Annotated in this window: 22 protein-coding genes; 10 read left to right on the forward strand and 12 right to left on the reverse strand. The window is 72.5% G+C overall.

Features of this window, described 5'->3' with window-relative positions:
• The first annotated feature begins 29 nt into the window (after positions 1–29).
• Positions 30–791: an HAD family hydrolase gene (locus ADK86_RS10245; RefSeq protein WP_078951971.1), complete on the forward strand. Its 762-nt coding sequence runs from the start codon at positions 30–32 to the stop codon at positions 789–791.
• Positions 788–3,136 carry a glycoside hydrolase family 65 protein gene (locus ADK86_RS10250; RefSeq protein ID WP_053696281.1) on the forward strand — a complete coding sequence of 783 codons (2,349 nt, stop codon included), beginning with the start codon at positions 788–790 and terminating at the stop codon, positions 3,134–3,136. Before ADK86_RS10245 ends, ADK86_RS10250 begins: the two co-directional genes overlap by 4 nt.
• Positions 3,137–3,157: 21 nt before the next feature.
• Here ADK86_RS10250 and ADK86_RS10255 read toward each other — a convergent pair whose 3' ends face one another.
• From ADK86_RS10255 to ADK86_RS10265, 3 genes are all read right to left on the reverse strand, one after another.
• Entirely contained in the window at positions 3,158–4,567 is a 1,410-nt protein-coding gene (locus ADK86_RS10255; protein ID WP_234345792.1) for a DUF2637 domain-containing protein, read from the reverse strand.
• 85 nt (positions 4,568–4,652) lie between these two features.
• A complete protein-coding gene (locus ADK86_RS10260) occupies positions 4,653–5,378 on the reverse strand; it encodes a DUF3558 domain-containing protein (RefSeq protein WP_053696283.1) in 726 nt (241 codons plus the stop codon).
• 207 nt (positions 5,379–5,585) lie between these two features.
• A complete protein-coding gene (locus ADK86_RS10265) occupies positions 5,586–6,470 on the reverse strand; it encodes a hypothetical protein (RefSeq protein ID WP_053696284.1) in 885 nt (294 codons plus the stop codon).
• Between the two features lie 160 nt (positions 6,471–6,630).
• Between ADK86_RS10265 and ADK86_RS10270 the strand changes: the two genes are divergently transcribed.
• Positions 6,631–7,824, forward strand: coding sequence for an RtcB family protein (locus ADK86_RS10270; protein ID WP_053696285.1), 1,194 nt, complete (start codon positions 6,631–6,633; stop codon positions 7,822–7,824).
• 60 nt (positions 7,825–7,884) lie between these two features.
• Here the strand turns inward: ADK86_RS10270 and ADK86_RS10275 are convergent, their stop codons facing one another.
• The 4 genes from ADK86_RS10275 to ADK86_RS10290 form a co-directional block, all read right to left on the reverse strand.
• The gene (locus ADK86_RS10275; protein ID WP_053696286.1) at positions 7,885–8,301 is read right to left on the reverse strand and encodes an RNHCP domain-containing protein; all 417 of its coding nucleotides are present in this window, start codon (positions 8,299–8,301) and stop codon (positions 7,885–7,887) included.
• Between the two features lie 15 nt (positions 8,302–8,316).
• Positions 8,317–8,658: an RNHCP domain-containing protein gene (locus tag ADK86_RS10280; RefSeq protein WP_078951977.1), complete on the reverse strand. Its 342-nt coding sequence runs from the start codon at positions 8,656–8,658 to the stop codon at positions 8,317–8,319.
• 368 nt (positions 8,659–9,026) lie between these two features.
• Positions 9,027–9,809 carry an SDR family NAD(P)-dependent oxidoreductase gene (locus tag ADK86_RS10285; RefSeq protein WP_053696287.1) on the reverse strand — a complete coding sequence of 261 codons (783 nt, stop codon included), beginning with the start codon at positions 9,807–9,809 and terminating at the stop codon, positions 9,027–9,029.
• A 59-nt stretch (positions 9,810–9,868) separates the two neighbouring features.
• Positions 9,869–10,204 carry a YnfA family protein gene (locus ADK86_RS10290; RefSeq protein WP_030636364.1) on the reverse strand — a complete coding sequence of 112 codons (336 nt, stop codon included), beginning with the start codon at positions 10,202–10,204 and terminating at the stop codon, positions 9,869–9,871.
• A 95-nt stretch (positions 10,205–10,299) separates the two neighbouring features.
• Here ADK86_RS10290 and ADK86_RS10295 point away from each other — a divergent pair, with 95 nt between their 5' ends.
• On the forward strand, positions 10,300–11,028 hold the full coding sequence (locus ADK86_RS10295; protein WP_053696288.1) for an AAA family ATPase: 729 nt from the start codon (positions 10,300–10,302) through the stop codon (positions 11,026–11,028).
• Positions 11,029–11,598: 570 nt separating this feature from the next.
• Here the strand turns inward: ADK86_RS10295 and ADK86_RS10300 are convergent.
• A complete protein-coding gene (locus ADK86_RS10300) occupies positions 11,599–13,185 on the reverse strand; it encodes an FAD-dependent monooxygenase (RefSeq protein ID WP_053696289.1) in 1,587 nt (528 codons plus the stop codon).
• 99 nt (positions 13,186–13,284) lie between these two features.
• On the opposite strand from ADK86_RS10300, the gene ADK86_RS10305 reads away from it, so the two are divergent.
• The 3 genes from ADK86_RS10305 to ADK86_RS10315 all read left to right on the forward strand — a co-directional run bounded on the left by ADK86_RS10305 (position 13,285) and on the right by ADK86_RS10315 (position 15,360).
• Positions 13,285–13,950 (forward strand): TetR family transcriptional regulator, encoded by a 666-nt coding sequence (locus ADK86_RS10305; protein WP_420718834.1) that lies wholly within the window; start codon positions 13,285–13,287, stop codon positions 13,948–13,950.
• 121 nt (positions 13,951–14,071) lie between these two features.
• Positions 14,072–14,578: a cupin domain-containing protein gene (locus ADK86_RS10310; protein ID WP_053696290.1), complete on the forward strand. Its 507-nt coding sequence runs from the start codon at positions 14,072–14,074 to the stop codon at positions 14,576–14,578.
• Complete coding sequence (locus ADK86_RS10315) at positions 14,575–15,360, forward strand: SDR family NAD(P)-dependent oxidoreductase (protein ID WP_053696291.1); 786 nt, start codon at positions 14,575–14,577, stop codon at positions 15,358–15,360. The genes ADK86_RS10310 and ADK86_RS10315 overlap by 4 nt, the downstream gene beginning before the upstream one ends.
• Before the next feature lie 24 nt (positions 15,361–15,384).
• Here the strand turns inward: ADK86_RS10315 and ADK86_RS10320 are convergent, their stop codons facing one another.
• The 4 genes from ADK86_RS10320 to ADK86_RS10335 all read right to left on the reverse strand — a co-directional run bounded on the left by ADK86_RS10320 (position 15,385) and on the right by ADK86_RS10335 (position 17,858).
• On the reverse strand, positions 15,385–15,618 hold the full coding sequence (locus ADK86_RS10320) for a hypothetical protein (RefSeq protein WP_053696292.1): 234 nt from the start codon (positions 15,616–15,618) through the stop codon (positions 15,385–15,387).
• 53 nt (positions 15,619–15,671) lie between these two features.
• Positions 15,672–16,184 carry an STAS domain-containing protein gene (locus ADK86_RS10325; protein WP_107088446.1) on the reverse strand — a complete coding sequence of 171 codons (513 nt, stop codon included), beginning with the start codon at positions 16,182–16,184 and terminating at the stop codon, positions 15,672–15,674.
• Positions 16,185–16,384: 200 nt separating this feature from the next.
• A complete protein-coding gene (locus ADK86_RS10330) occupies positions 16,385–17,242 on the reverse strand; it encodes a serine hydrolase domain-containing protein (RefSeq protein ID WP_053696294.1) in 858 nt (285 codons plus the stop codon).
• A 64-nt stretch (positions 17,243–17,306) separates the two neighbouring features.
• A complete protein-coding gene (locus tag ADK86_RS10335) occupies positions 17,307–17,858 on the reverse strand; it encodes a hypothetical protein (protein WP_078575525.1) in 552 nt (183 codons plus the stop codon).
• Between the two features lie 270 nt (positions 17,859–18,128).
• On the opposite strand from ADK86_RS10335, the gene hemL reads away from it, so the two are divergent.
• The 3 genes from hemL to ADK86_RS10350 all read left to right on the forward strand — a co-directional run bounded on the left by hemL (position 18,129) and on the right by ADK86_RS10350 (position 21,584).
• Positions 18,129–19,436, forward strand: a complete 1,308-nt coding sequence (gene hemL / locus ADK86_RS10340) for a glutamate-1-semialdehyde 2,1-aminomutase (RefSeq protein WP_078951972.1) — start codon at positions 18,129–18,131, stop codon at positions 19,434–19,436.
• Between the two features lie 38 nt (positions 19,437–19,474).
• Positions 19,475–20,155 carry a histidine phosphatase family protein gene (locus ADK86_RS10345; protein WP_078951978.1) on the forward strand — a complete coding sequence of 227 codons (681 nt, stop codon included), beginning with the start codon at positions 19,475–19,477 and terminating at the stop codon, positions 20,153–20,155.
• 205 nt (positions 20,156–20,360) lie between these two features.
• Entirely contained in the window at positions 20,361–21,584 is a 1,224-nt protein-coding gene (locus ADK86_RS10350; RefSeq protein WP_053696296.1) for a hypothetical protein, read from the forward strand.
• Positions 21,585–21,704: the final 120 nt, after the last annotated feature.

Here is a 21,704-nt window from a genome sequence, read left to right on the forward strand (position 1 = left end):
GGAGAACACCGGGCGGGGACTCGTCCCCCATGACGGATTCGCTGACCCCACTCGGCCTGCCGGACACGGTCCGGGCCTGTCTGTTCGACCTCGACGGCGTCCTGACCAAGACCGCCGTCGTCCACACGGCCGCCTGGAAGGAGACCTTCGACGACTTCCTGCGCCACCGGGACGGCCCCGGGTTCACCCCCTTCGACCCGGTCGACGACTACGACGAGTACGTGGACGGCCGCCCGCGCGCCGACGGCGTCCGCACCTTCCTGGCCTCCCGCGGCATCGAGCTCCCCGAGGGCGCGCCCGACGATCCGCCGGACCGCGAGACCGTGCACGGGCTGGGCAACCGCAAGAACAACCTGCTGCTGAAGAAGCTCCGCGAGGTGGGCGCCGAGGCGTACGAGGGCTCCCGCCGCTACGTCGACGCCGTACGCGACCGGGGCCTGGCCACCGCCGTCGTCTCCTCCAGCGCCAACTGCCGCGAGGTCCTGGAGTCGGTGCACATGGCGGACCTCTTCGACGTACGGATCGACGGGAACGTGGCCGCCGAGCGTAAGCTGCCGGGCAAACCGCACCCGGACACCTTCCTGGAGGCGGCCAAGGAGCTGGGCGTCCCCGCCACGCAGGCGGCCGTCTACGAGGACGCCCTGGCCGGTATGGACGCCGGGCGGGCCGGCCGTTTCGGGTACGTCATCGGCGTCGACCGGGTCGGCCAGGCCGAGGCGCTGCGGCGGCACGGAGCCGACGTCGTCGTCGAGGACCTCGCCGAGCTGCTGAAGGAGGACGGTCAGGCATGATCACCCACCGCTCGTACTCCTGCGAACCCTGGCTGCTGCGCGAAACCGACCTCAACCTGGACGTGCTGCCGCAGAGCGAGTCCGTCTTCGCGCTGTCCAACGGGCACATCGGCTGGCGCGGCAACCTCGACGAGGGCGAGCCGCACGGCCTGCCCGGCACCTACCTCAACGGCGTCCACGAGCTGCGCCCGCTGCCGTACGCCGAGGCCGGCTACGGCTATCCCGAATCCGGCCAGACCGTCATCAACGTCACCAACGGCAAGCTGATCCGGCTGCTGGTCAACGACGAGCCGTTCGACCTGCGCTACGGGCGGCTGCGCTGCCACGAGCGGGTGCTGGACCTGCGCGCCGGGGTGCTGCGCCGCACCTGCGAATGGACCTCGCCGGCCGGCTGCACCGTACGGGTGACCTCCACCCGTCTGGTCTCCTTCGCGCAGCGGGCCATCGCCGCCGTCGCCTACGAGGTCGAGCCGCTGGACTCCGAGGTCCGGGTCGTGGTGCAGTCCGAACTCGTCACCAATGAGCAACTGCCCGAGGCGGGCGGCGACCCCCGGGTCTCCTCGGCGCTGCACAACCCGCTGGTGCCGGAGGAGCACTTCGCCCGGGACGCGCGCCTGCGGCTGGTGCACCGCACCCGCCGCAGCGGCCTGCGGGTCGCCGCAGCGGCCGACCACATCGTGGAGGGGCCCGAGGGCGCCACCCGCACCGACGGTGAGAGCGGCGACGACGTGGCCCGCTTCACGGTCACCTCGCGGCTGCGGGAGGGCCAGCGGCTGCGCGTGGAGAAGACGGTGGCGTACGGATGGTCCGGCGCGCGGTCGCTGCCCGCCGTACGCGACCAGGTGGACGCGGCGCTCGCCGGGGCCCGCAGCACCGGCTGGCAGGGGCTGGTCGACGAACAGCGCGCGTACCTGGACGACTTCTGGAGCCGCGCGGACGTCGAGGTCGACGGCGACGCGGAGATCCAGCAGGCGGTGCGCTTCGCGCTCTTCCACGTCCTCCAGGCGGGCGCGCGGGCCGAGCAGCGCGCCATCCCGGCGAAGGGCCTGACCGGCTCCGGATACGACGGCCACACGTTCTGGGACAGCGAGACCTTCGTCCTGCCGATGCTCACGTACACCTCACCGGAGGCCGTCGCCGAGGCGCTGCGCTGGCGGCAGGACACCCTGCCCGCCGCCTGCGAGCGGGCGGCCCAACTCGGCCTGCGCGGCGCGGCGTTCCCCTGGCGGACGATCGAGGGCTCGGAGTGCTCCGCCTACTGGCCCGCCGGTACGGCCGCGTTCCACGTCAACGCCGACATCGCGGACGCGGTCGTGCGCTACGTGTGCGCCACCGGCGACGAGGAGTTCGAGCGGGAGACCGCCGTACCGATCCTGGTGCAGACGGCCCGGCTGTGGCACTCGCTGGGCCAGCACGACCACCACGGCACGTTCCACATCGACGGCGTCACCGGGCCGGACGAGTACAGCGCCGTCGCGGACGACAACGTCTACACCAACCTGATGGCCCAGGCGAACCTGCGGGCCGCCGCCGACGTGGTCGAACGCCATCCGCGCGAAGCCCGTGAGCTGGGCGTGGACGACGAGGAGAGCGCGTCGTGGCGGGACGCGGCCGAGGCGGTGGCCGTGCCGTACAACAAGAACCTGCGGGTGCACGAGCAGTCGGCCGGCTTCACCACCCACCAGGTCTGGGACTTCGCCGGCACGCGCCCCGACCAGTACCCCCTCATGCTGCACTTCCCCTACTTCGACCTCTACCGCAAACAGGTCGTCAAACAGGCCGACCTCGTGCTCGCCATGTACAAGCGCGACGACTGCTTCGACGCGGAGCACAAGGCGCGCAACTTCGCGTACTACGAGCCGCTGACCGTACGGGACTCGTCCCTGTCCGCCTGCTGCCAGGCCGTCGTGGCCGCCGAGGTGGGCCATCTGCGCCTGGCCTACGACTACTTGGGCGAAGCGGCGCTGATGGACCTCCAGGACCTGGAGAACAACACCCGCGACGGCCTGCACACCGCGTCCCTCGCCGGTACGTGGATCGCCCTCGTCGCCGGGTTCGGCGGCATGCGGCACACCGGCCGGTCGCTGTCCTTCGCGCCCCGCCTCCCCGAGAAGCTCAGCCGGATGGCGTTCTCGGTGCAGGTGCTGGGGCGGCGGCTGCGCGTGGAGATCACCGGCACGGTCGCGACGTACACGCTGGCCGAAGGCGCGCCGCTGGAAATAAGGCACTACGGCGAACCGCTCACCGTCTCCGAGAAGAGCCCCCAGAAACGCGACATCCCCGAACTGGCCACCCGCCCCGAACCGGACCAGCCCCCGGGCCGCCGGCCCCTGCGGCGCCCCTGACCCGGCACCGTCCGCGCGTTCCTACGGAATGTGCTCGGCGGTCTCCATCTCCTCCCGGAACCGCTGCCGGAATTCACGCACGAACGACCGCAGGTAGTTCTCGCTGAGCGGGCCGCCCTCGCGTCCGGTGACGCCGTACATGTTCTGGAGATAGCGGGCGAACTGCCGGGGGTCGGGGAAGTCGTTCTTCTCGGCGACGTACTGGCGGAAGGCGCCGTAATACGCCTCTTCGCGCGGGATGTCGTCGGGGAGGGCGGTGGGGGCGGGGCCGGGGCCGAGGTCGTCGGGCGCGAATTCCGCCGGTTCCGGCTCGGGCTCGGGTACGGGCTCAGCCGGGGCGCTGCGCGGTTCGGGAACGGGCAGCGGCCCGGCGGTCCCACCCAGCGGCCGCTTACGGCCGGGGCCGACGGGGACGGTGAGGCGGGAGTCGTGGGGCGGGTGCTCGGTGGGGGCTTCTTCTGGGGTGGTTTCGGGCGTGGGAGCGGGCTGCGGGGCCGGGGTGCGGGCCGTTTCCGGGGCCGGCGCTGCCTCCGGTTCCGGCGTGGCTCCTGGCGCGGGTTCCGGTGCCGTCTCCGGCGTCGGCGGCCGGTCCAGTACGGTCGGCCCGGGTGCGGCCGGGGCTCCCGGGGCGGGCGCTTCCGTAATGGCGGTGGGAGTTCGCGTACCTTCCCGTACGGCGGCGGAAGCGCGCGTACCCGCATCGCGCGCCCCCACCGCGGCGGCCGGCGCAGGCACCGATATCCCCGCCGCCGCCAGTCCCGCCGCACCCGTCTCCGCCAGCGGCACCCCGTACCGCGCCAGCCGCAGCGGCATCAGCGCCTCGACCGGCGCCCGCCGCCGCCAGGCCCGCCCGTACCGGGCCCGCAGCCGCGTCCGGTAGACCAGCCGGTCCTGCTCCAGCTTGATCACCTCGTCGTACGAGCGCAGCTCCCACAGCTTCATCCGGCGCCAGAGCCGGAAGGTCGACGGGAACGCCAGCAGCCAGCGGGCGAGCCGGACGCCTTCCATGTGCTTGTCGGCGGTGAGGTCCGCGATCCGGCCGACGGCGTGCCGGGCGGCCTCGACGGCGACCACGAACAGCACCGGGATCACCGCGTGCATACCGACGCCCAGCGGGTCCGGCCAGGCCGCGGCGCCGTTGAAGGCGATGGTGGCGGCGGTCAGCAGCCAGGCGGTCTGGCGCAGCAGCGGGAACGGGATGCGGGTCCAGGTCAGCAGGAGGTCCAGGGCCAGCAGCACCACGATCCCCGCGTCGATGCCGATGGGGAAGACGGCGGAGAAGGCGCCGAAGCCCTTGCGTTCGGCGAGGTCGCGGACGGCCGTGTAGGAGCCGGCGAAGCCGATGGCCGCGATGAGGACCGCGCCGGCGACGACCACGCCGATCAGGATGCGGTGGGTACGGCTCAATCGCGTCGCGTGTGTCGCGGGCACCCGCGATCCCTCCCCGGTCGGTCGGCTGACTGTGGCGGCTCAGCCTGGCACATCCGTCCGGCCGGGACCGGGGAGGGGCGTCGCGCTACTGGTTGGCCTTGGCGACCGAGGCGACGGCCTCCTGGGTGGCGCCCTTGGCGAGCTTGAGGAGGTCGCTCGGGTCGGGGGCGTCGGCACCGGCCAGGCCCGCGCCGTTGTAGTTGACGGTGACGACGACGTTCGCGGTGCGGGCGATCAGCGTCTGGTTCTTGAAGTCGTCGTCCTCCTTCTTCAGGTCGTAGGTGACCCACATCGACTCGTCGCCGGTGCCCTCGACCGCGCCGGACTTCACGTTCTTGGCGCCCTGGGTGGCCTTGGCCGCGTCGGTCTGCTTCTTGTAGAAGTCGGTGGCGCGCTTCTCGCCGCTGCCCAGGGTCGGGTCGGAGTCGTAGCGCTGGAAGCCGACGTCCAGCCAGCGGTACTGGGTGCCGTCCACGCCCTGCTCGTCGGAGCTCTTCCAGGCGCAGTAGCCGCGGGCCATGGCGTCGGAGGACTTGCCCTGCTCGCCGTTCTCGTTCTTGGTCTTGGGCACCAGCTTCTTGAGCGTGTCCTTGGACACGGACTGGCAGGGGCTGGGCAGCTTCTTCATCTTGGCGGGCGTGACGCTGGGCGAGGCGCTGCCGCCCTTGCTCGGCGCGGAGCTCTTGGGCGCCGTGCTGCCGCCTTCGTCCTTCTTCTTGCCGGAGTCGTCGGAGGAGCAGCCGGCGACGAGCATCACCGGTACGGCTGCGCAGGCGAGGAGGCTGGCGAGTCGCTTGGCTGAACGGTGCATGGTTCCTTCGCTGTTCGTCGTCGTTCGGCGCGTCGGTGGGACGCCGTCGGGCACCGCGCACGGTCCGGGCGCGGGCCGGGTGCGGTACGTCCTTCGGGGCGCGCGGCGGCGTTGCCGCGCGGGGGGCTCGGGGGCACACGGTACGCGGCACAGGACGGCCGGAGGGCGATTCGTGACGTTACTCGCCGGACAAACCGGACGATTCGCTTAATCGTTGAAGCGGTCCGCCAGCTCCTGGGCCAGCGCCTGGGCCTTGTCCTGGAGGTCCTTGCTGTCCGGCAGCGCCGCCTTGTCGGCCGACCACCGGTCGTAGGTGATGGTCACGATCACATTCGAGGAGCGGAAGACGATCGACACATCGCGGTGCACACCGCTGTCCGCGGTGATCAGCTTGTCGTTGAGGAAGGCGGCGTCGGCGAGGCCGTCCAGGACGCGCGGGGCGACGGGGGAGCCGGGTGACGCGCTCGGGTCCGTGCTCGGCGAGCCGGACGGGGAGCCGGTGGGGGCGGGGGACGCCTTGCCGCCGTCGGTGACCTTGCCGGTGCCCTGGCCGTCCCCGTCGGTGCCGGGCTTGCCGTCCCCGCCCTTGTCCTTGGCGCTGGGGGTGGGGGTGGGCTTCGCGCTGCCCGTGCCGGCCGGCAGCTCGGCGGCCAGCTCCTTCTTCGCGTAGACGTTCTGCGCCTTGTCGTCGTCGCTGACCGCGGGGTCGTAGGAGACGACCCGCTCGAAGTCGAGGCTGAGGTGGCGGGTGCCGTCCGGGGCCTCGCGCTTCCAGCGGCAGCCGACGCGCCGGTCCGTGTCGTACGTGATGTCGGCGGTGCCCGCGTAGACCTTCTCGGCGTCCTGCGGGCTCTCCTCGCCGCCGGGCGGCAGCAGCCGGCGCAGTGTGTTCCTGGACGGCAGGCCGCAGGGTTCGGGGAGCGTGCGGTATTTGCCCGGTTCGGCGGACTGCGTGGTGGCGGCCGTGTCGCCGCCCTTGGTGTCGGTGGCGCCGCCGCCGGAACCGGAGCCGCCGGTGCAGGAGGTGAGCGTGGCGGCCAGCGCTGCCGCGGTCGCCAGTGCGGCGCCCGGTACGAACGACCTTCGCTGCACCTGACCGGCTCCTTCCGTAGGAAATCTGGTTGCCTCGGCCCGACGGCGGATGGACACAATGTCTACCGCACGTTCTGCCGCATACGCCGGTTCCCTGTCCTTGATCAGGCTTCTTGTCCGGCTTTTGCTATTTATTGTTTTTCGGGGGAATGGGGAAGTTATGTCGTACACCGAAGTGCCCGGAGCCAAGGTTCCGATCCGGATGTGGACGGACCCGTCCACGGTCGAGGGCGTGGCCATGCAGCAGCTGCACAACGTGGCCACCCTGCCATGGATCAAGGGCCTGGCCGTGATGCCGGACGTGCATTACGGCAAGGGTGCGACGGTCGGGTCGGTGATCGCCATGCACGGAGCGGTCTGCCCGGCCGCCGTCGGCGTGGACATCGGCTGCGGCATGAGCGCCGTGAAGACCTCCCTCACCGCCAACGATCTTCCCGGCGACCTCTCCCGCCTCCGCTCGAAGATCGAGGAGGCCATCCCGGTCGGCCGGGCCATGCACGACGACCCGGTGGACCCGGGCCGGCTGCACGGCCTGGCGACGAGCGGATGGGACGACTTCTGGGCCCGCTTCGACGGGGTCGCGGAAGCGGTCAGGTTCCGGCAGGACCGTGCCGTCAAGCAGATGGGTTCGCTCGGCGGCGGCAACCACTTCATCGAGTTCTGTCTCGACGAGACCGGCTCGGTGTGGCTGATGCTGCACTCCGGCTCCCGCAACATCGGCAAGGAGCTGGCCGACTTCCACATCGGCCGGGCCCGGGACCTGCCGCACAACCAGGGCCTGGTCGACCGCGACCTCGCCGTCTTCATCGCGGACACCCCGCAGATGGCGGACTACCGCAACGACCTCTTCTGGGCGCAGGAGTACGCCAAGCACAACCGCGCGATCATGATGGCGCTCTTCCAGGACGTCGTCCGCAAGGAGTTCAGGAAGGCGAAGCCGACGTTCGAGCCGGTGATCTCCTGCCACCACAACTATGTGGCGGAGGAGCGGTACGACGGCATGGACCTGCTGGTCACCCGCAAGGGCGCGATCCGCGCCGGGAGCGGCGAGTACGGCATCATCCCCGGCTCGATGGGCACCGGCTCCTACATCGTCAAGGGCCTCGGCAACCCGGCGTCCTTCAACTCCGCCTCGCACGGCGCCGGCCGGAAGATGAGCCGCAACGCCGCGAAGAAGCGCTTCTCGACGCGGGACCTGGAGGAGCAGACCCGGGGCGTGGAGTGCCGCAAGGACTCCGGCGTCGTCGACGAGATCCCCGGCGCCTATAAGCCCATCGAGAAGGTCATCGACCAGCAGCGGGACCTGGTCGAGGTGGTGGCCAAGCTCAAGCAGGTGGTGTGTGTGAAGGGGTGATCGCGCGCACCCCGGGCCAGGGCCCCGGGCCGGTTCCGGCCGGTCCGGGGCCCTGGCGTTTCACAGGGTGAGCAGTGCCCGTACGGGTCTGCTGGTGTCCGCCAGAGGGCGGACGGCCAGGCGTACGAGGGCCAGCGCGTTGTCGTCGCCCGCGGTGCGGTTGGTGCTCAGCCCGCCGCAGGCCAGGCACTGGTGGACCAGCAGCCATTCGCCGTCCTGCCGGGTGGTCAGGCACAGTGCCCGCATCCGGCCGCCGCAGTCCGCGGCCCGGTCGCCCGGGACGCGGCGGTCCACGTGGCGGCTGGTGAGGCAGTGCGGGCAGTGGTTGCGGTGGGCGGTGCCCGGTGCGGCCAGGGGCACTTCCAGGCGGCAGTCCAGGCAGCGGAACGCGTCTCCGGGTGCGCCGCCGGGGCCGTGCAGGACGTCCTTGGGCCGCTGGGCGCGGCGCCGCTGTGCGGGATTGCTGCGTCGTGGCATGTCGTCGCCCCCGCCCTACAGGTCGCCGAACGCTTCGAGCGGGAACGGCGGCGAGGCCAGCGGCCGGACCGCCATCCGCATCAGAATCAGCTGGTTGTCGTCCGGCGAGACCGGGTTGGAGGTCAGCTCGTCGCAGCGGGTGCAGCGGTGGACGACCATCCAGTCGCCGGTGCGCAGCACCGCGATGGCGATGGGCGACATCCGGCCCCGGCACTCGGACGGGCCGCCTTCGACGGCGTCGTGCACATGCCGGGAGTGCAGACAACTGGGGCAGTGGTTGCGGCGGTTGCCGTCGGGGCCGAGCGTGGTGACGGTCAGGTCGCACCGTACGCAGGTGAAGGTGTCGGTACGCGGCAGCGGACGGGAACCGCGGGACGGGTGGGAACTGCTGGAACCGTGGGAGCTGTTGGACAGCACTCGGGGACTCCTTGCCGGAATGTGTCTGGGAATGGCAGCGGGAGCAGGCCGAGCGGCCTCGGTCGTACGGGCAGCGGGCGGCACCGCCCGGAGGCGGGTGCGGCCGGGCCGTGCCGGCAGGGCGGACGACGGCCGGAGACGGTGAACGTCAGCGGCGGAATGCGTCCGCGCGGTGGTGAGGCGCGCTCAGCGCCGGCCGGGGCATAGACACTGCTTTCCAGGGCGGGGCCCGAGTGAGGGGTCACGTGCGGCGCGAGCCCGCACGTGCGGTGACGTGGGAAACGGTACGGGCGGGGGCGGCGGACGCCTCACGTCACCCGGTGCACCTTGTGGTTGGCCGCCTGGGCGCGGGGGCGTACGACGAGGAGGTCGATGTTCACGTGGGCGGGGCGGGTGACGGCCCAGCCGATGGTGTCGGCGACGTCGTCGGCGGTCAGCGGTTCGGCCACGCCCTCATAGACCTTCGCCGCCTTGGCGGCGTCGCCGCGGAAGCGGGTGGTGGCGAACTCGTCCGTCTTCACCATGCCGGGGGCGACCTCGATGACGCGCACGGGCTCGCCGCACAGCTCCAGCCGGAGCGTCTCGGCGATGACGTGCGCGCCGTGCTTGGCGGCGACATAGCCACCGCCGCCCTCGTAGGTGCCGTGGCCCGCCGTCGAGGAGACGACGACCACCGTGCCGTCGCCGGAGGCGGTCAGGGCGGGCAGCAGGGCCTGCGTCACGTTCAGCACGCCGAGGACGTTGACCTCGTACATCGTGCGCCAGTCGGCCGGGTCCCCGGTGGCGACGGGGTCCGCGCCCAGCGCCCCGCCGGCGTTGTTGACCAGCACGTCCACCGAGTCGTGGCGCGCGTCGAGTTCGGCGGCGAAGGCGTCCACCGCGGCGCGGTCGGTGACATCGAGCCGGTACGCCTCGGCGTCCGGCAGTTCGGCGGCCAGCGCCTCGATGCGGTCCTTGCGGCGGGCGGCGAGGACGACGCGGTAGCCGTCCGCGGCCAGCCGGCGGGCGGTCGCGGCGCCGATGCCGCTGCTGGCTCCGGTGACGACGGCGGTACGGGTGCGGGCGGCGGGCACGTCGGGTGCGGCGGTCATGCGGCGGCTCCTCGGGCGCGGCGGGCGGCATTTGTGCTACGTACGCAGAATAGGCCCGGTCAGCGCCCCCGCGGCGCGTACATGATCAAGGCCATCCCGGCCAGGCAGACCAGCGCGCCGGCCACGTCCCAGCGGTCCGGGCGGTAGCCGTCCGCGACCATGCCCCAGGCCAGCGAACCGGCGACGAAGACGCCCCCGTACGCGGCGAGGATGCGGCCGAAGTCGGCGTCCGGCTGGAGCGTGGCGACGAAGCCGTACGCGCCGAGGGCGAGCACGCCCGCGCCGATCCACAGCCAGCCGCGGTGTTCGCGCACGCCCTGCCACACGAGCCAGGCGCCGCCGATCTCGAAGAGGGCGGCGAGGACGAAGAGGGCGGCGGAGCGGGCGATCAGCATGAGCACAGGGTAGGGAGGGGGCGGCCAGGGAAAGGGACCCTGCGGCGGGCGGCCGGTGCGGGGCCGTTGTCAGTGGCGTGTGAGAGCTTCGAGACATGCTCATCGAACGTGCATACGTGGATCGGTCCGAGGAAGCGGTGGCAAGGACCGGGGACCGCTGGCCCTGGACGGTTCCGTGCGTGCGCCGGTTGGCCGAGGACGGGCTGAAATTCGGCGCGCCGGTCACCTTCCTCGTGGGCGAGAACGGCTCCGGCAAATCGACGCTGGCCGAGGCCCTGGCGGAGGGCTTCGGCCTCGATTCGTACGGCGGCTCGGCCGGTTACAAGTACGCCAGTTCCCGTACGCCGTCCGAGCTGGGCTGCGCCATCCGCTTCGATCCGACGGCCGCGGGCCGCCGCATGGTGCGCGGTCCGCGCACGCGCCGGCGCGGATTCTTCCTGCGTGCGGAGACTGCATGGGACGCGCTCGCCCGCGAGCGGCTGTCGGGCGCGCCCGAGCTGATGAGCCACGGCGAGGGCTTTTTGATGGCTTTCCGGGAGAAGTTCCGGCAGCCGGGGCTGTATGTGCTCGACGAGCCCGAGGCCGCGCTGTCGTTCACCTCCTGCCTGGAGCTGGTCGGCGTGCTGGCGGAGCTGAGCCGCGGCGGCGCCCAGATCATCTGTGCCACGCATTCGCCGGTGCTGACGGCCCTGCCCGGCGCGGAGATAGTCGAGGTCGGTGAGCACGGCATGCGCTCGGTGGCCTGGGAGGAGCTGGGCCTCGTCGACCACTGGCGCCGCTATCTCACCGACCCGCGCGCCTATCTGCGGCACATCATCGGCTGATCCGGCGCCACCGCCCGGGCGCGGCCTTTGCGAAATGGCCGAAGCTGTCCGCCGGTGAATGTCCGAAAGCGGGCGTTGACGGGAAAGGGAAATGCTCCGCGGGCCGGTGCTGCGTGAAGGGCGAACCACTGGCCAAAAACCGTACGGTGCGTCACATCCCCTGGCGGGGCCCCTTGTCATGCGACATGTGGGTCCTTAGATTCCCCTTCTACCGGGGGGCGCAACACCGATCGGTGAGCGGCGAGGACAGCGGGAAAACGCGGCTTTCGCCGGTCGGTGCACAACAGGTGGCCCACCTCGAATTCCGCGGCGTATCCGGAACACCGGCGCATCCCGCGGTTCCCCGGGGCACGGTTTCACCTCCCATCACGTGGTATCCGCACCGGACTTCGGTGGCGGGCGGCGCGACCGGGCAGCTGCGGGATCCGGTCCGGCCGCCAGGCCCGGCAGGCGTCCGGCGCGCCCGGCCCGGGGACGGCCGGGCGCGGCGGACGGCGCGGACCCGTCCCCCGTTCATGGCCGGGGGACGGGCCGCGCGGCCGGCGCACCGGGTGCGCGGGGACGTGGTGGTCACGGCCGGGCGGCGGTGCGGGCCGCGGCCCGGCCGGCGCCGGTCCAGCGGACGAGGGCGCAGCGCAAGGACTCGGCGCGTACATCCGGGTCGGTGGCGTCGGTGGCCCAGGCGATGTAGCCGTCGGGGCGGACGAGCAGCGCGGTGCGCCGGTCGCTGTCCCAGGCGGCGCGTACGAGACGGGGGCCGGGAGCGGGCACGTCCGCCGCCCCTGCCGCTCCCACGGCCTCGGGCGCCTCCTCGTCCCCCGGCACCTTCTCGTCCTCCGGCGTGACCAGCACGAACGCCCCGCCCCGCAGTGCCTCGTGCAGCCGGGTGCCGCCGGCGAGCCGGAGGTCGGGGGCGCGCTTGCCCGCGAGCGGGTGGGCGCCGCGCCCGGCCGGGTACGCGATGCCCACGCCGCTGATCGTCATCATCGCCCGGTCCGCGAGCGGCGGCACCGAGTTCAGCAGCCGGGCGAGCGTCGCCCGCAGCATCCGCTGCGGCCTGCTGCGCAGCTGCGCCAGCCGGATGACGGCGCCGCTGCTGCGCAGCACCATCTTGCCGACCGGGTGGCGTTCGGCGTGGTAGCTGTCCAGCAGGCTGTCGGGCGCGTCGCCGCGCAGTACGGCGGCGAGCTTCCAGCTGAGGTTGGCGGCGTCCTGGAGCCCGGTGTTCATGCCCTGGCCGCCGGCCGGGGAGTGGACGTGCGCGGCGTCGCCGGCGACGAAGGCGCGGCCGACGCGGTACCGGGGGACCTGGCGCTCGTCGCTGTGGAAGCGGGATGTCCAGCGGACATCGTGCATGCCGTAGTCGCTGCCGAGCGCGAGGCGCATGTACTCGCGGATCTCGTCGGGCTCGACGGGGGTGTCCTCGGGGACCTGGCGGTGCTGGTCCCAGCCGATGACGCGGTACCAGCCGTCGCCGAAGGCGCCGATGAGCGCGAAGGCGTCGTCGGTGGCGTTGGCGAGGAGCGGGACGGTGGGCCGCTCGTCGAGCCGTACGTCGGCGAGCACGACGGAGTCCACCACGGTCCGCCCGGGGAAGGGCAGGCCGAGGGCCCGGCGGACGGTGCTGCGCACGCCGTCCGTGCCGACGAGGTAGGCCGCGCGGTACGTCACGGCGGTCCCGCCCTCCTCCTGTACGTGGACGTCGACACCGTCGGCGTCCTGGTCGAGGCCGGTCACGCGGGCCCCGTGCCGGAAGGTGACGCCGGCCTTCTGCGCGCGCCGCTCCAGGAGCCGTTCCACTTCGTACTGCGGCGTGATCAGTACGAACGGGAAGCGGGAGGGCAGCCGGGACGGCTTCATCTCGGCGGCGGCGAAGAGCTGGAGGTTCGCCAGCGGGTGGCCGGTCGCGACGAGCTCGTCGGCGAGGTCGCGGGCGTCGAGCTGTTCGAGGGTGCGGGCGTGCACGGCCATCGCACGGGTGAGGTTGCTGATCCCGGGGGCGCGGCGCTCCAGGAGGGTGACGCGCAGGCCGGCGACGGCGAGGTCGCCGGCGAGCAGCAGTCCGGTGGGGCCGGCGCCGACGACGATGACGTCGGCGGTCCGGTCGGTGGGTGCGGGGGTGTGGTCGCCGGTGGTGTCGGGTGTGCGGTGCTGCATGGCCGCCTCCAAATGCCAACGCTTGTTGGTCAACGCTTGTTGGCAACGGTAGACCCGCCACGGTGGCGGGTCAACAGCCGTTGGCCTACAGTCGTGGGCATGGCCGATACCGTCCCCTCCGCACCGGACACCGACGCGGGCGCCGAGCCGTCCGGCGCCCCTGCCGCACCGCCGGCCCCCGGCGCCGCCGCGGAGCGCCCCGGCGCCGACCGCCCCCGCCGCTCCGACGCCACCCGCGCCGCGATCCTGGCCGCCGCCCGCGACCGCTTCGCCGCCGACGGCTACGAACGCGCCACCATCCGCGCCATCGCCAAGGACGCGGGCATCGACCCGTCGATGGTGATGCGCTACTACGGCAACAAGGCGGGCCTGTTCGCCGCGGCCTCCGAGATCGATCTGCGGCTGCCGGACCTGACCGCCGTACCGCGCGACGAACTCGGCGCCAGGATGATCCGGCACTTCCTCGACCGCTGGGAGAACGACGAGACGCTGACCGGGATGGTGCGCGTCGCGGTCACCAACGAGGCGGGCGCCGAGCGGCTGCGCGGCGTCTTCACGGAGCAGATCAGACCGATGCTCGCGACCGTCTGCCCGGTCCCGGAGGAGGTCTCGGCCCGCGCCGCCCTGGTCGGCTCCCAGCTGGTGGGCATCGGCATGCTGCGCTACGTGCTGTTCCTGCCGCCCGCTGTCCACCTCACCCGCGAGGAGATCGTCGCCTGGCTGGCCCCCACCCTCCAGCGCTATCTGACCGCCGAGCACCCGTAGGGCGCGGCGCCGGACTCCGCGATCTCCGGACGCGGCGGCGCCGGCGTGCCTACGGTGGTGGCCGTACCAGCCGTACGCACAGCCGTACCCGCCGTTCCCGCGGGGACCGGGAAGGAGACGCATGGCCCGGCACACGCCCGCCGTACCGCCGTCACCGCAGGCGCTCGCCGAGTTCTACGGGCTTGAGCCGCTGCCCAGGGAAGGCGGGCGCTACCGGCGCACATGGGCGGGCCCCGAGCGCCCCGACGGCCGCCCCGAGGGCTCCGCGATCATCGTGCTGCTCACCGCGGAACCCGGCGACTACAGCGCCCTGCACCGCCTGCCCACCGACGAGGTCTGGCACTTCTACCTCGGCGACCCGCTCACGCTGCTCCTCCTGGAGCCGTCCGGCGGCACCCGTACGGTCGTCCTCGGCCCGGACGTCCTGGGCGGCCAGCACGTCCAGTTCACGGTGCCGGCCGGCACATGGATGGGCGCCGAGGTCGCCGACGGCGGCGCCTGGTCGCTCTTCGGCTGCACCATGGCGCCCGGCTTCACCTTCGAGGACTACGAACACGGGGACGCCGCCGAACTGGCCGCGCGCTATCCCCAGGAGGCGGCGCGGATCACCGCGCTGAGCCGCCCGTGAGCGCGCCGCAGGGCAACGCCGCGCTGCCGTCCCTCGCGGGCCAGGTCGCCCTGGTGACCGGCGCGGGCGGCGGCCTCGGCACCGGCATCGCGCTGCGCTTCGCCGCCGCGGGCGCCGCCGTCGTCGCCCACTACCGTACGAACGCCTCCGCCGCGCAGGCACTCGTGGCCCGCATCGAGGAGCAGGGCGGCAGCGCGCTGGCGGTGCGCGCCGACCTGTCCGCGGAGGAGGAGTGCCACCGCCTGGTGCGTACGGCGGCGGACTGGCGCGGCCGGCTCACCGCCCTGGTCAACAACGCGGGCGTACAGCCCGACCAGGGCCTCGCGGGCATGACCGTCGCCGACTGGCGCGCCGTCAACGACCCCAACGTGCTGAGCGTCTTCGCCTGTACGCAGGCCGCGGCCGGGGTGATGCGGGACGGCGACGGCGGCTCGATCACCCACATCGCCTCCATCCAGGCGCACCGGCCCGCCCCGGCGCACGCCCACTACTGCGCGTCCAAGGCGGCCGTCGTGATGCACGCCCGCTCGGCCGCGCTGGAGTACGGGCCCTACGGCATCCGCGTCAACAGCGTCTCGCCGGGCCTGATCGACCGCGAGGGGCTGGCCGAGGCGTGGCCCGACGGCGTGGCCCGCTACCGGCAGGCCGCCCCGGCCGGACGGCTGGGCCGCCCCGAGGACATCGGCGACGCGTGCGTCTTCCTCGCCTCGCCGATGGCCGCGTGGGTGACCGGCCACGACCTGGTGGTGGACGGCGGGGTGTCGGCCCGGCCGACCTGGTGACCGCCGTCCACCGGCCCCGGCGGCCTACTTGCTCTTGGACGCCCGGTTCCCGCGTTCCGCGCGGTAGCGCTTGTCCCAGCGGTCCTGGCGGATACGGCGCTCCCGGTAGGCGCGGTACTCCGCGTCGTAGCCCAGATAGCCCTGGCGGTAGCGCACGGCGAGATAGGCCAGCACGGCGGCGGCCACCCACCACACCGGGTTGGCGAACCAGCCGGCGAGGGCTGTGATCACTATGGAGACGAGAAGGAGCGGAAACACCGCGCACCTCCCTTGAACAGCACGGGCCGAAAGCGCTCCGCCCGGAACGCTTCCTAGGCCGCGGCCCCCTCGGGCGGTCCCGGCGGGCCGGCGGCGGCGGTCCCGGTCGCGGTGTCCAGGCCGGGGAAGACCGGCAGCAGCCGGTTCAGCCCACTGGTCTGCAACGCCGCGCGGGCGGCGGGACTCGGCAGGACCAGACGAAGATCACCGCCCTGGGAGCGGGCCCGCCGGGCCGCGGCGACGAGCGGACCGAGGGCGAGCGGGCAGCAGTCGGTGACCTCGGACAGGTCGACGATCAGCAGGCTGCCCGGGGCGCGCGGCAGGCGCCGCAGTCTCTCGCGCAGGGTGGGCAGGGTGGCGAGATCCATCCGCCCGCGCACGATGAGGACCGCGAAGTCCGGGTCCGCACCCCCGGCCGGGGGCGCCGCTTCCGGCAGGCGCTCCGGCTGTCCGTCCGCCACGGGTGGCCGCTGCGGTCCGCACCGGGCACGGGACCGGGGTGGCGGCACCCGCGAACCCACCGCGCCGGCGCGCGGGGAGTCGAGGGATGTTCCGGGGTCTGCCATCACCACGCGCCTCCTCGGTGCGGACGGGACTGCCACGCTGCCGGGGACTCGGGCTGCCCCTCAAGGGTAGTGCGGGGCGCGTGGCCCGAACAGCGGGCGTGACCGATCGGGGCGGCCCGCGCGGCCGACGGCCCTGCTACCGGCGCGAAGTGAGGACCCATCACCCGGGACGGTGGTGTCGCCACCGTCCCGCCGCCCCCTCACTCCCCGCCCGCCGTCCGCCCTCCGTCCCTCAGCAGCCGCACTCCGGTGCGGTCGGCCTCGTCCGGCCCGGCGTCGAGGCAGTGCACGACGACCCACGTACGAGTCTCACGGTGCAGCCCGGTGAAAACCTGCGCGTCACGAGTGCCGCCGTTGTGCCATGTCAGCGGCCCGTTCTGACGCCAGGTCAGCGCGGGCGGTCCCGGCACCTGCTCGACCAGCAGCCCGCGGACCAGCGCGGCGACGGCCGGCAGCGTGGCCCAGTAGCCCCCGGCGGGCAGCACCGCGCCGTCCGTCGTCCACGCGGCGCGCGGCCGGCCCCACCGGCCGGTGCCGGTCAGCCGCCGGTCGGCGGGCGGCCGGGCGGTCATCTCCTCGATGCCCAGCGGATCGAGCACGCAGCGCTGTACGACCTGCTCGTACGGCTCGCCTGCGGCAGCGGCCAGCGCCGCGCCCAGCACGGCGTATCCGAAGTTGGAGTACTCCTCGACCGTGCCGGGAGCCGTGGTGATCAGCGTGTCGAGGCGGCCGACGAGGGAGCGCAGCGCGGCCGCGTCGAAGCGGAGGTACGGGTCGCGGCGCGGCCCGCGCAGCGGAGGCAGCCGCGGCAGGCCGGAGGTGTGCTCCGCCAGGTGGCGCAGGGTGATGCCGGTGCCGCGGGGCGCGTCGAGCCAGCGGTCCACCGGGTCGTCGGGCGTCAGCACGCCGTCGGCGGCGAGCCGGTCCAGCGCCGTCCCGGTGAGCACCTTGGTCAGCGAGCCGATCTCCACGTACGCGTCCGTACGGTGTCCGCCGGTCAGGCGGGGCGGGGCCGCGGAGGTCAGGACCGCGGTGCGGGTGCGTCGTCGTAAGGCCATGGGCGCACCGTACGCGGCCGGGACCCATGCGGCCCCGGCCGCTTCCGTCAGTGGTTCGCGCCCGTCACGGCCACACCAGGCAGTACGCCTGGTGCCCCGCCTCGTGCAGCCGGTGGGAGAAGTCCTGCCACTCGTGGAGCAGCTGGTAGACGGTGAAGGCGTCGCGGGGGCCGCCGCGGTCGGGGACCGTGGACCAGATGAAGGCCGCGGCGCCGACCGACTCCTCGCCGACGCCGCGCAGCGGGTCGACGACCGTCATGGGGAGTTTGACGACGGCGTAGTCGGGGTGGAGGACGACCAGTTCCAGCGGGGGGACCTTGTGCAGCGGTATGCCTTCTATACCGGTGAGGACCATCGCGGCCATCGTCTCCGGTTTGATCTTCGTGAACATGCCGCCCATGCCGAGCTCGTCGCCGCCCAGCTCCTCGGGCCGCATCGAGATCGGCACCCGCGCCGCCGTGGCACCGTTCGGCGCGCCGAAGTACTTGTACGTCACCCCCATGCGGCCGCCTCTGCTTCCCCCGCCCTTGGTCTCCTCGCGCCGGTGGCGGCCCCGCTGGGCGCGCTCAGGTCCCCGGTCATCGGTGCCCTCGCCCAGTCCGCCACCGCGATGCATATCTCCACCCGACCACTCGCAGCCCCAGCCGCGCAACCCGATCATCGTCTCAGAGACCTCCCCCGTCACCGGCGCGTGAAACGCCCCGCCGCGCGCCCCCGTGCGCCTCTGAGACCATTGCTTGCGTGACTTACTCGTACGTTGTCCCAGTTTTGCAGACTCGCGGGGTCTGACACCTGGTCGAGAGCGAGGGGAATCCCGCTTCGTTGTCAGTCCGGGTGCCGCCGCAAGCCGTCGCCCCTTCCTACGTTTGTGCAGGTCAGGATCACAGTGCCTTTTCCCTATGAAGCCCCAGTTTCGCAGACGCTCTTCGACCGCGCGGCCGTTGTGACGCCGGGCGGGGTGAACTCCCCCGTGCGCGCGTTCCGCGCGGTGGGCGGTTCGCCCCGGTTCATGGTGTCCGGTACCGGTCCGTACCTCACCGACGCCGACGGCCGCGAGTATGTCGACCTCGTGTGCTCGTGGGGCCCGATGATCCTCGGGCATGCCCACCCCGAGGTCACCGCCGCCGTCCAGGAGGCCGTCGCCCGCGGCACCTCCTTCGGCACGCCCGGCGAGGGCGAGGTCGAGCTGGCCGAGCAGATCGTGGACCGGATCGACCCGGTCGAGCAGGTGCGCCTGGTCTCCTCCGGCACCGAGGCCACCATGTCCGCCATCCGCCTGGCGCGCGGCTATACCGGCCGCGCCAAGGTCGTGAAGTTCGCCGGCTGCTACCACGGGCACGTCGACGCGCTGCTGGCCGCGGCCGGCTCCGGCGTCGCGACCTTCGGGCTGCCGGACACCCCCGGCGTCACGGGCGCCCAGGCCGGGGACACGATCGTGCTGCCGTACAACGACATCGAGGCCGTACGGGCCGCCTTCGCAGCCCACCCCGGCGAGATCGCCTGCGTGATCACCGAGGCGTCGCCCGGCAACATGGGTGTCGTCCCGCCGCTGCCCGGCTTCAACCAGGGCCTGAAGGACCTGTGCGCCGAGAACGGCGCGCTCTACATCTCCGACGAGGTCATGACCGGCTTCCGGGTCAGCCGCACCGGCTGGTACGGCATCGACGGCGTCCGGCCCGACCTGATGACCTTCGGCAAGGTCATGGGCGGCGGCTTCCCGGCCGCGGCCTTCGGCGGGCGCGCCGACGTGATGGCCCACCTCGCCCCGGCCGGCCCGGTCTACCAGGCGGGCACCCTGTCCGGTAACCCGGTCGCCACGGCCGCCGGCGTCGCCCAGCTCAAGCTGCTGGACCAGGCGGCGTACGACAAGGTCGACGCGGTCTCGGCCGAGGTGCGCTCGCTGGTCACCGACGCGCTGACCAAGGCGGGCGTCGCGCACCGCCTCCAGGTCGCGGGCAACATGTTCTCGGTCTTCTTCACCGACCGGGACGTGACCGACTACGACGGATCCAAGGCGCAGGAGGCGTTCCGCTTCACCGCCTTCTTCCACTCGATGCTCTCCCAGGGCGTGTACCTGCCGCCGTCCGCGTTCGAGTCGTGGTTCGTCTCGACCGCGCACGACCAGCGGGCCATCGAGCGGATCGCTGCGGCGCTGCCCTCGGCCGCGCGGGCCGCCGCCGAAGCGACCGCGTGAGCGGGGCGTACGGCGGGCCGGACCGGAAGATGGGTGACATGAACAGCGATGAGACCACCGTCGTCCACCTGATGCGGCACGGCGAGGTGCACAACCCCGAGGGCGTGCTGTACGGGCGGCGGCCCGGCTACCACCTCTCCGAGCTGGGCCGGCGGATGGCCGACCGGGTGGCCGAGCACCTGGCGGGGCGGGACGTCACGCATGTCGTGGCGTCCCCGCTGGAGCGGGCGCAGGAGACCGCGACGCCGATCGCCAAGGCGCACGGCCTCGACCTGGCCACCGACGAGCGTCTGATAGAGGCGGCCAACGTCTTCGAGGGCAAGACCTTCGGGGTCGGTGACGGCGCGCTGAAGAAGCCGGGGAACTGGAAGTACCTGACCAACCCGTTCCGGCCGTCGTGGGGCGAGCCGTATCTGGAGCAGGTCGTACGGATGATTGCGGCGCTCGGCGCGGCGCGCGACGCGGCCCGCGGGCACGAGGCGGTGGCGGTCAGCCACCAGCTGCCGATCTGGGTGGTGCGCAGCTTCGCTGAGCGGCGGCGGCTGTGGCACGACCCGCGCAAGCGGCAGTGCACGCTCGCCTCGCTGACGTCGTTCACCTTCCGCGGCGACAAGATTATTTCGGTGGGATACACCGAACCGGCGCTCGATCTGGTGCCGGCGCACCTGCGGGCGGGCGCCAAGCCGCAGGCGGGCAAATCCAAGGCGTTCGGAGCGTAACCTCCGGCCGGTTTCCCGCATCCTGTTGCATGAGGGGCGCGAGGGGCCGGTGTGATGCCGTGTTGGCTATGTGACGCAGGGTCGACAAAAAGTAAAATAATAATATTGCGCTATTAGTCCGGAACCTCCGTGTTCGCCAGAACCTCTTACTCCATGTCCGTTTATACGGATATTGAGTGTGACGAGTACGGATGGGGACGACGGTATGCGCGCGATCAGTCGGCGGAACCTGCTGGGCATGGGAGTGGGTGCGGCCGCGGCGCTCGGCGTCGCGGGCTGCTCCTCCGACTCCGGCTCCGGTTCCGGGTCCGGCAACGGCAAGAACGACGTCCAGGCGAAGGCCAAGCCGATCGGTGACGGCTCGACGGCCGACGCCGGACCGCAGCCCCACCAGCCGGACAAGCCGCGCCGGCTGGAGCCGGGGGAGACCCCGCCGCAGTTCGTGATCTTCTCGTGGGACGGCGCGGGAGAGGTCGGCAACGGCCTCTTCCCGCGCTTCCGCAAGCTCGCCAAGGACCACAACGCGGCGATGACCTTCTTCCTCTCCGGGCTGTACTGCCTCCCGGAGTCCAAGAAGCACCTCTACCGCCCGCCGAACAACAAGGTCGGCGCCTCCGACATCGGCTACCTCTCCGACGAGCACATCAAGGCGACGCTGCAGAACGTGCGGGAGGCGTGGCTGGAGGGCCACGAGATCGGCACCCACTTCAACGGGCACTTCTGCGGCGAGGCCCGCACCTCGGTCAAGCACTGGACCCCGGCCCAGTGGCAGTCCGAGATCGACCAGGCGATGGACTTCGTCACGAAGTGGCGTACGAACACCGGCTTCACCGATCTGGAGCCGCTGCCGTTCGACTACAAGAAGGAGCTGGTCGGCGGCCGTACGCCGTGCCTGCTCGGCCAGGACAATCTGCTGCCCACCGCCAAGAAGCTGGGCTGGCGCTACGACGCCAGCTCGCCGGGCGGCGTGCAGCGCTGGCCGAAGAAGAAGATGGGCCTGTGGGACTACCCGCTCCAGCAGATACCTTTCCCCGGGCACCGCTTCGAGGTCCTCTCGATGGACTACAACATCCTCGCCAACCAGTCGAAGAACTCCACCAAGGGCCCGCCCGCCAACTACCCGGGCTGGCGCAAGGAGGCCACCGGCGCCTACATCAAGGGCTTCGAGCGGGCCTACGAGACCAACCGCGCGCCGCTGTTCGTCGGCAACCACTTCGAGCAGTGGAACGGCGGCATCTACATGGACGCCGTCGAGGAGGCGCTGAAGCACATCGCCGACGAGAAGCGCAAGGACGTGCGGCTGGTCTCCTTCCGCCAGTTCACCGACTGGCTGGACGCACAGGACCCCAAGGTCGTCGCCAAGCTCCAGGGCCTGGGCGTGGGCCAGAAGCCGGCCGGCGGCTGGAAGGCATTCCTGTCGGGGGCCTGAGAGGTGTACGGGTACGGGCCGGAGCGCGGCGCTCCGGCCCCTCCCCGTGAGAACCCGCTGACGTGCTGGGACACGGCGGACACGGCCCCGGCGAGGGGGGTGCGGAAGATCCGTAACCGC

This window comes from Streptomyces sp. NRRL F-5755, assembly GCF_001279365.1.
Classification (GTDB): Bacteria; Actinomycetota; Actinomycetes; order Streptomycetales; family Streptomycetaceae; genus Streptomyces; species Streptomyces rimosus.